The sequence below is a fragment of the Rhodococcus sp. 852002-51564_SCH6189132-a genome, from assembly GCF_001665495.1.
GTDB lineage: Bacteria > Actinomycetota > Actinomycetes > Mycobacteriales > Mycobacteriaceae > Rhodococcus > Rhodococcus pyridinivorans.
Window position 1 is genome coordinate 90,890 of record NZ_LZMJ01000022.1, and the last position, 8,458, is coordinate 99,347.

Here is an 8,458-nt window from a genome sequence, read left to right on the forward strand (position 1 = left end):
CTGGTGGATGTACCGCGTTTTCGACGAGGAGGACCAGACATGGCGGCCACCGTCTCCGATCGTTTCGACATCGACGCCACACCCGAGCAGGTGATGCGCGCCCTGAAGGATGTCGAGCGCATTCCCGAGTGGTCGTCGGCGCACCAGAGCGTCGAGGTGCTCACCCGGGACGACGACGGCCGGCCGCTCCGGATCCGCATGACCCTGTCGCTGCTCGGCTTCTCCGACACCCAGACGATCGAGCATTCGTGGACAGAGAGTTCGACGTCGTGGACTCTCGTCGAGAGCTCCATGCAGCGCAGCCAGGACGGCGAGTACGCACTCGAACCGACCGAGCGCGGCACGCGAGTGCACGTCACCATGTCGCTCGAACCGAAGGTCCCGGTTCCCGGCTTCGTGCTCAAGCGCGGCCAGAAGCATGCGGTCGAAGCGGTCCGGAAGGGGCTGACCGAGTTCGTCCTGTCCAATTACGCCTGACTCGCCGTCGGCAGTTCCAGAGTGAACCGGGCCCCGCAGCCCGGTCCGTCACTGTGCGCGTGGATGCGACCATCGTGGGCTTCGACGAGTGCCCGCGCGATCGTCAGGCCGATGCCGCTGCCGCCGTGATTCCGGTCGCGGGCGGTGTCCGCGCGGTAGAACCGGTCGAAGAGGTGGTCGAGGTGATCGGGCGCGATGCCGGCGCCCGTGTCGGTCACGGTGATCTCCGTTCGGCCGCGGCCCAGGATGCGAGTGGCGACGGTGACGTTTCCTCCTGCCGGTGTGTGCCGTAGGGCGTTGTCCAGCAGGTTCGCCAGCACCTGTCCGAGCCGGTCGGGATCGACCGTCACCGGCGCAGATTCGACGACCTCGGCCTGCAACGTCACGCCCTTGCCGTCGTACTGCTCGCGCACCGCGTCGACCGCCGTGGCGACGAGGGTGCCGGTGGTAGTGGGCACCCGATGGATGCGGGTGAGGTGCTCCTCCGCCCGGGAGACCGCGGTGATGTCCTGTGCCAGGCGGTTCAGCCGGTGGGTGGCGGCTCGCAGAATCTGCCGGGTGTCGTCGTCGAGAGTGCGGACGCCGTCCTCGAGTGCTTCCAGATAGGAATCGAGTGTGGCGATGGGTGTGCGCATTTCGTGTCCGAGGTCGGCGAGCATTCTGCGCCTTGTGATTTCGGTGGCTTCGAGGCGTCGTGCCAGCTCGTTGAAACTGGTTGCCAGTTCGTCGAATTCGTGGCCGAGGTCGGGGCTGGGGACGCGGGTGTCGTAGCGACCTCCGGCGATCTGCGCGGTGGAGGTGGTCACCGTGTCGAGCGAACGCTGGATCCGTCGCGCGATGTACCAACTGACCGCCGAGGCCAACAGCACTGCGATCGCGACCGCCAGACCCCACGCGAGGACGATGGCCCAGGTGAAGGCTTCTTCGACGTGGGCGGCCTGGCTCGAATCGTGATCGATCCCCGCTTGTCCGAGATGGTCGTGGAAGATCCCGGGAGCGAGAGCGGACGCGACGAGCCATGCGCTGACGGCACATCCGACGACGACGGCCACGAGCGCGAGGAACAGGCGGGTGCCGAAACTCGTCGCGGTGGGGGAGCGGGACTTCATTGTCCTGTACCCATCCGGTAGCCGACGCCGCGGACGGTGCGCACGAAACGTCCCTGGTTCGCGTCGTCGCCGAGTTTGCGGCGCAGATGCCCGATGTGCACATCCACGAGGTGGTCGTCACCGACCCAATTCTGCCCCCAGACGGCCGCGATGAGCTGAGCACGGGTGAACACGACTCCCGGGTCCTGCGCCAGGGCAGCGAGGACGTCGAACTCGGTGCGGGTGAGTGCGACCGGCGTGCCGCGCACGGCGACCTCCCGTCCGTCGACGTCGAGGGACAGCTCCCCGAACGTCCGCGCCTCCCGCCTCGCGGACGCTACGACCCGCGCGGTGGTCCGGGGACGACGCAGCATCGCTTGGATGCGGGCCATGAGTTCGCGCGGGCTGAACGGCTTCGTCAGGTAGTCGTCTGCCCCGACGGACAGACCGATCAGGGTGTCGACTTCCTCGGTGCGCGCGGTGAGCATCACGACGTACGCGTCGGAGAAGGTTCGCAGCTGCCGGCACACCTCGACACCGTCGAGTCCGGGTAGGCCGAGGTCGAGCACCAGGATGTCGGGGTCGACCTGCCGCGCGAGGGTCACGGCCTCGGATCCGTCGCCGGTGATCGTCACGTCGAAGCCGTCGCGTTCGAGATACGAACCCACGAGCTTCGCCAACGACCCCTCGTCCTCGACGACCATGGCTCGCATCCGGGCGGTCGAGCTCGGGACGGGTGCGGATCCGCCGGAAGGTCCCGTCACACGGGCAGAAGAAGGCATGGGACCCATCATCGTCACCCGCAGAGGTGCTGACGATGCGCCCGCAGATCTTGAGCAAATCTTCATGCGATCTCCATCGGATCCCGGGAGTACACCCGCGAGGGTGGACATCATGAACAAGAAGACTCTGGCTGCCGGTGCGATTGCGCTGGCGGTGACGTTTGCAGCGTCGGCGTGCAGTGATTCCGGTGGCGACGAAGCAACCACGGCGACCGCCACTTCGGCCCCGACATCCGCCGAGACGAACTCCGCGCGGTTCGACCAGGACGATGTGATGTTCTCGCGCATGATGATCCCGCACCATGCGCAGGCCATCGAGATGAGCGACATGCTGCTGGCAAAGGACGGCATCCCGGAGCCGGTGAGGGCGCTGGCCGAGCAGATCAAGGCAGAGCAACAACCCGAAATCGAGCAATTCCAAGCATGGCTCGAGGAATGGGGCATGCCCATGCACGGGGACGACGCTCCTGGAATGAACGGCCACATGTCCGGCATGCCACCTGTCTCGGACATGCCGGGTATGGACGACATGCCGCACATGGACGGGATGATGAGCGAGCAGGACATGCAGGCACTGTCCGACGCGCAGGGCGTCGACGCTGCCCGCCTGTTCCTGGAGCAGATGATCGTCCACCATGAGGGAGCGATCGAGATGGCGCAGGACGAGATCGAGGACGGGCAGTATCCCGAGACCGTCGAGCTGGCCCGCACCATCGCCGACACGCAGCAGAAGGAAATCGACACGATGCGTCAGTTGTTGACCACTCTGTAGCCGATCCGCGTCGTAGGTTCGTCCCGTCGGCCGAGTCAGGAGCTGTCGATGTCCCAGCAGGTGCACGAACACACGCACGAGCACGAGCACGCCGGTCACGATCGTCACGCGGGACACGGCGCCCACGGCGAGATGTTCCGGCGACGGTTCTGGGTCAGTCTGATCCTGTCGGTGCCGGTCGTGGTCTTCAGCCACATGGTCGCCGAGCTCTTCGGCTACCACCTCCCGGATGTTCCGGGTACCGAGTGGATCCCACCGGTGCTGGGCACCGTCATCTTCTTCTATGGCGGCGTGCCGTTCCTGACCGGAGGCTGGGCCGAACTGCGTTCCCGCCGACCGGGGATGATGCTGCTGATCGCGATGGCCATCACGGTGGCCTTCGTCGCGTCGTGGGCCACGACTCTCGAGGTCGGCGGTTTCGACCTGGACTTCTGGTGGGAATTGGCGCTGCTGATCGTCATCATGCTGCTCGGTCACTGGCTCGAGATGCGGGCGCTGGGTTCGGCGTCCGGTGCACTCGAAGCACTGGCCGCGATGTTGCCGGACACCGCAGAGAAGGTCACCGACGATGGTGTCGTCGAGGTGCCGTTGCACGAAGTGTCCCTCGACGATGTGGTGCTCGTGCGTGCCGGAGCTCGCGTGCCCGCCGACGGCACCGTCATCGACGGGACCGCCGAGGTCGACGAGTCGATGGTCACCGGTGAATCCAAGACCGTCACCCGCGACGTCGGCGACACGGTGGTCGCGGGCACCGTCGCCACCGACAGCGCGCTCCGGGTGCGGATCACGGCGGTGGGAGAGGACACCGCGTTGGCCGGCATCCAGCGCATGGTCGCCGATGCCCAGGCGTCCTCGTCCCGCGCGCAAGCGCTGGCGGATCGCGCCGCGGCGTTCCTCTTCTATTTCGCCGCAATCGCGGGTGCTCTCACCTTTGTCGTGTGGACGTTGCTCGGCAATCTCGACGAAGCCGTGGTGCGCACTGTGACCGTCCTGGTCATCGCCTGTCCCCATGCGCTGGGTCTGGCGATTCCGCTGGTGATCGCAATCTCGACCGAACGCGCGGCTCGCGCGGGTGTGCTCGTCAAGGATCGTCTGGCACTCGAACGCATGCGCACCGTCGACGCAGTGCTGTTCGACAAGACCGGCACCCTCACGCAGGGCAAGCATCAGGTCACCGGTGTCGTCGCGACGGCGGGAATCGACGAGGAACACCTACTCGCCCTGGCAGCTGCGGTCGAAGCCGACAGTGAGCACCCGGTCGCGCGAGCCATCGTGGCTGCCGCCGATGCCCGCGTTCCGTCGGCCGAGCGGATGGCGGTGACGGACTTCCGCTCGTTGCCCGGCCGCGGCGTGCGCGGACTGGTCGACGGTGTGGAGGTGACGATCGGCGGACCGTCCATGCTGTCGTCCCTGCAGTTGTCGGTGCCCGACGACGTCGCCGCAGTCACCGACGGGTGGGTGCGACGCGGTGCATCGGTGCTGCACGTTGCCTCCGACGGTCGGGTGCTCGGAGCCGTGGCGCTCGAGGACACCGTGCGCGACGAATCGCGGCAGGCCGTCGACGCCCTGCACGCGCGGGGCGTGAAGGTCGCGATGATCACCGGTGATGCCCAGCAGGTGGCCGACGCCGTGGCCGCCGATCTCGGCATCGACGAAGTGTTCGCGGAAGTGCTCCCGGAACACAAGGACGCGAAGGTCGCCGAATTGCAGAAGCGCGGGCACACCGTCGCAATGGTCGGCGACGGGGTCAACGACGCGCCTGCCCTCGCGCGCGCCGACGTCGGTATCGCGATCGGAGCGGGCACGGACGTCGCGATCGAGTCGGCCGGTGTCGTCCTCGCCGCGAACGATCCGCGAGCGGTGCTGTCGATCATCAAGCTCTCGCACGCGAGTTACCGCAAGATGTGGCAGAACCTGCTCTGGGCAACTGGATACAACGTCGTCGCCGTTCCGTTGGCCGCCGGGGTGCTCGCTTTCGCCGGTATCGCGATCTCGCCGGCCGTGGCTGCGGTGCTCATGTCGGCGTCGACGATCGTCGTTGCGCTCAACGCCCAGACGCTCCGGCGCCTCGACCTCGACCCCGAGCACGCTACTCACGGATAAGTTTCTCGATAACTTCCCTTTTGTTGTCGCGCGCACGCAACAGTTCTGTGAGATGATCTCAATCGCATAACGTATCGGAGCCGCTACGGAGGACGCGGCATCGATATACGGGGTTGTCGACGTCCGAGTGCAGGGAGGTGCTCGAGCGTCGAAGCGTCTCGGGGAGGAGACACACTATGAGGGTTCTTCCGTCATGACCACAGTTCGTCACACGAACGACGATGCTGCACATGACCTTTCGCTTATCGACACCAGTACCGGCGCTCCGGCCGGTGCTCGGATGTCCACCAGATGGGGATGGCAGAAGTCCTACGTCAACACTCTGTTCGTCACCGACGCTCTGGTCGTCGTGCTGGCCATTGCGCTCGCGCATGTGATGCGGTTCGGGCAGGATTCGCTCGTCACCATGGACGGCGTCGGAACGCTGAGTTACACGCTGATCTCCGTTGCGTTCGGCGCGGCGTGGATCGCATTCCTTTCCCTGTTCCGTACCCGCTCCAGGCGGGTGATCGGCGCCGGCTTCGAGGAATATCAGCGCGTCGTTTCGGCGACGCTCAATCTTTTCGGTCTCGTTGCCATCGTGGCGCTCATCTTCCGGATGGAGCTTGCGCGCGGCTATCTCGCCATCGCTCTGCCCGTGGGTCTCGCGGGACTGCTGTTCTTCCGGTGGGTCTGGCGACGAGCTGTCGCACGTCGGCGCCGGAAGGGCGAGTTCACGACGTCGGTGCTGGTGGTGGGTGGCGCCCGCGCAGTTCGCCATATGGCCGGCACATTCCAGCGCCGTAGCGGTGAGGGTTATCGCGTGGTGGGCGTGTGCGTGCCGCGGTATTCCGGTGTGCCGGGCGAGAGCATCGATGTGGACGGACGGAAGATCCCGATCCACGGCGACGAGAGCACCGTCGTCGAAGCGTTGCGTGCTTCGGGTGCCGACACCGTCGCGGTGACCGCCACCGAGACCCTCGGCCACGAAGGCATCCGCGACCTGCTGTGGCAGCTCGAACCCGAGCGCGCCGATCTGGTGGTGGCGACGGGCGTCGTCGATGTCGCCGGCCCGCGCATCGAGATGCGCCCGGTTGCCGGGTTGCCACTGATCCATGTGGAGAAGCCGAGCTATCACGGTGCGAAGCGCAGTGGGAAACGTCTGTTCGACCTCGCCTTCTCGCTCGCCGCGCTGCTGTGTCTGGCTCCGGTCTTCGCTGTCGTAGCGCTGCTGATCAAGCTCGAGGACGGCGGCCCGATCTTCTACAGGGCCGAGCGCATCGGACTCGACGGAACTCCGTTCGGAATGATCAAGTTCCGCTCGATGGTGCAGAACGCCGACAAGCTGGTCGACCAATTGCTCGATCAGAACGAGGGCGCCGGCCTGCTCTTCAAGATGAAGGAGGACCCGCGCGTCACCCGTGTGGGCCGGGTCCTGCGCCGGTTCAGCCTCGACGAGTTGCCGCAGTTCATCAACGTCGTGCGCGGCGAGATGAGCGTGGTGGGTCCGCGTCCGCCGCTGCGTCGCGAGGTCGAGAGTTATGACGGGCGGGTCAAGCGTCGTCTGCTGGTGCGTCCCGGTGTGACGGGCCTCTGGCAGGTCAGTGGCCGGTCGGATCTGTCGTGGGACGAGTCGGTGCGTCTGGACCTGTCGTATGTGGAGAACTGGTCCATGGTCTCCGACGTTCTGATCATCATGAAGACCGTGAAGGCGGTCGTCGCCAGCGAAGGCGCGTACTGACCTTCGATCGAGCGATTCTCGCCCCAAGATCAACTTCACGGTAGTGTCTCAGGCTGTCGCCGTCCCCTGCACGGTGACGTCGAGCCCCGCCGGAAGGTTACTCGCATGCCTTCCGGCGGGGTCTCTGCGTCTCCGGATTTTCCCAGTGGGCGGGGCGCATCTTGATTGCCGAGGCGGGGTGAATTTACGGGTGAGTTCTTACTCGCGGGTAACATTTTTGGTCCGGCGAACCGTTGTTCGACATGTGAACTGGGTTTTTGTGCTGCTCGTCTCGTGGCTGGTGCTATCCGTCGCCGTCGCTGTGGTCTTCGGTCTGGTCGTTCGTGCCCGCGACGAACGTGAGCTCCCGCCGCCGCTCGACGAGGACGGTGAGGACGATATCCGTGACGTCGGATAGCCGCTCACCTCGCAGATGACCGAGTTTGCGACGGGTCCGTGACGGGAAGCCGATTTGCGACGAGCTTTCACGCAACTCGGAAACCATCGATTCGCAGGACGGTACTCATGGCTGAGCAAGACGTGCACACCAATAAGACCGATCAACTGAAGTTCCAGGATCCGACTACTCGCTATCCGTCCATCTCGCCGCCGAAGCAGGACCAGCCCGAGCCTGGTCTCGACGCCGACATGGTGCCCAAGGCAGACATCGGCGAGTTCTCGTACCGAGGCACGGGCAGGCTCGAAGGACGCAAGGCACTGATCACCGGTGGGGACTCGGGCATCGGCGCTGCTACTGCCATCGCCTTCGCGCGGGAGGGTGCCGACGTCGCGATCTCGTACCTGCCGGATGAGGAACCCGACGCAAAGAACGTCGCTCGCATCATTAGCGAGAGCGGCCGTAAGGCGATCACGCTTCCCGGTGATCTGACGGATGCCTCGTTCTGCTCCGACGTCGTCGACCAGGCGGTCGAACAGCTCGGCGGATTGGACATCCTCGTCAACAACGCCGGCAAGCAGATTGCGGTCGCGGGGTTGGACGATCTTCCCGACGATCAGCTCGAGCAGACCTTCCAGGTGAACATCCTCGCGATGTTCCGCACCACGCGCGCAGCGTTGAAGCACCTGCAGCCGGGTTCGACGATCATCAACACCACGTCGATCGTGGCTTACCAGCCGTCGCCGGCGTTGATCGACTACTCGTCGACCAAGGCCGCGATCAACAACTTCACGAAGAACATGGCGACCCAGCTGGCGGAGAAGGGCATCCGTGTGAACGCGGTTGCGCCCGGACCGATCTGGACTCCATTGCAGCCTTCGGACGGCCAACCGAAGGAAGAGCTGCCCGAGTTCGGGCAGAACACCCCACTCGGACGTGCGGGGCAGCCGACCGAACTGGCGCCGGCCTACGTGTTCCTGGCATCGCCGGAATCGAGCTACGTGGTGGGTGCGACGATCCACGTCAACGGCGGGATGCCCTCGCCGTAGAACGAGCCGTAATCAACGAGTCGTGGGGGGGGGGGGGGGGGGGGGGGGGGGGGGGGGGGGGGGGGGGGGGGGGGGGGGGGGGGGGGGGGGG

General features: G+C 65.8%; 8 protein-coding genes. 6 read left to right on the forward strand and 2 right to left on the reverse strand.

From position 1 onward, the window contains the following. Positions 1–39: 39 nt before the first annotated feature. Entirely contained in the window at positions 40–477 is a 438-nt protein-coding gene (locus A5767_RS04565) for an SRPBCC family protein (RefSeq protein ID WP_064851765.1), read from the forward strand. Here A5767_RS04565 and A5767_RS04570 read toward each other — a convergent pair. Both A5767_RS04570 and A5767_RS04575 read right to left on the reverse strand, forming a co-directional pair. Beyond that, entirely contained in the window at positions 468–1,586 is a 1,119-nt protein-coding gene (locus A5767_RS04570) for a sensor histidine kinase (RefSeq protein ID WP_064851766.1), read from the reverse strand. The two genes, A5767_RS04565 and A5767_RS04570, sit on opposite strands and share 10 nt — an antisense overlap. Beyond that, positions 1,583–2,269 (reverse strand): response regulator transcription factor, encoded by a 687-nt coding sequence (locus A5767_RS04575; protein ID WP_064851767.1) that lies wholly within the window; start codon positions 2,267–2,269, stop codon positions 1,583–1,585. The genes A5767_RS04570 and A5767_RS04575 overlap by 4 nt, the downstream gene beginning before the upstream one ends. 190 nt (positions 2,270–2,459) lie before the next feature. Here A5767_RS04575 and A5767_RS04580 point away from each other — a divergent pair, with 190 nt between their 5' ends. The 5 genes from A5767_RS04580 (at position 2,460) to A5767_RS04595 (ending at position 8,367) form a co-directional block, all read left to right on the forward strand. Beyond that, entirely contained in the window at positions 2,460–3,119 is a 660-nt protein-coding gene (locus tag A5767_RS04580) for a DUF305 domain-containing protein (RefSeq protein ID WP_082937600.1), read from the forward strand. Between the two features lie 48 nt (positions 3,120–3,167). Continuing rightward, positions 3,168–5,222, forward strand: coding sequence for a heavy metal translocating P-type ATPase (locus A5767_RS04585; RefSeq protein ID WP_064851768.1), 2,055 nt, complete (start codon positions 3,168–3,170; stop codon positions 5,220–5,222). Between the two features lie 280 nt (positions 5,223–5,502). Next, complete coding sequence (locus A5767_RS04590; protein ID WP_064851769.1) at positions 5,503–6,942, forward strand: sugar transferase; 1,440 nt, start codon at positions 5,503–5,505, stop codon at positions 6,940–6,942. A gap of 244 nt (positions 6,943–7,186) precedes the next feature. Beyond that, entirely contained in the window at positions 7,187–7,339 is a 153-nt protein-coding gene (locus A5767_RS23275) for a hypothetical protein (protein WP_162836411.1), read from the forward strand. A gap of 107 nt (positions 7,340–7,446) precedes the next feature. Continuing rightward, positions 7,447–8,367, forward strand: coding sequence for an SDR family oxidoreductase (locus A5767_RS04595; protein ID WP_064851770.1), 921 nt, complete (start codon positions 7,447–7,449; stop codon positions 8,365–8,367). Positions 8,368–8,458: the final 91 nt, after the last annotated feature.

Bases quoted from the DNA above. Each gene is read 5' to 3' on its own strand.
- A5767_RS04595 (WP_064851770.1), top strand. From the start codon at position 7,447: ATGGCTGAGCAAGACGTGCACACCAATAAGACCGATCAACTGAAGTTC.
- A5767_RS04585 (WP_064851768.1), top strand. From the start codon at position 3,168: ATGTCCCAGCAGGTGCACGAACACACGCACGAGCACGAGCACGCCGGT.
- A5767_RS04575 (WP_064851767.1), bottom strand. From the start codon at position 2,269: ATGGTCGTCGAGGACGAGGGGTCGTTGGCGAAGCTCGTGGGTTCGTAT.
- A5767_RS04570 (WP_064851766.1), bottom strand. From the start codon at position 1,586: ATGAAGTCCCGCTCCCCCACCGCGACGAGTTTCGGCACCCGCCTGTTC.
- A5767_RS04590 (WP_064851769.1), top strand. From the start codon at position 5,503: ATGTCCACCAGATGGGGATGGCAGAAGTCCTACGTCAACACTCTGTTC.
- A5767_RS04565 (WP_064851765.1), top strand. From the start codon at position 40: ATGGCGGCCACCGTCTCCGATCGTTTCGACATCGACGCCACACCCGAG.
- A5767_RS04580 (WP_082937600.1), top strand. From the start codon at position 2,460: ATGAACAAGAAGACTCTGGCTGCCGGTGCGATTGCGCTGGCGGTGACG.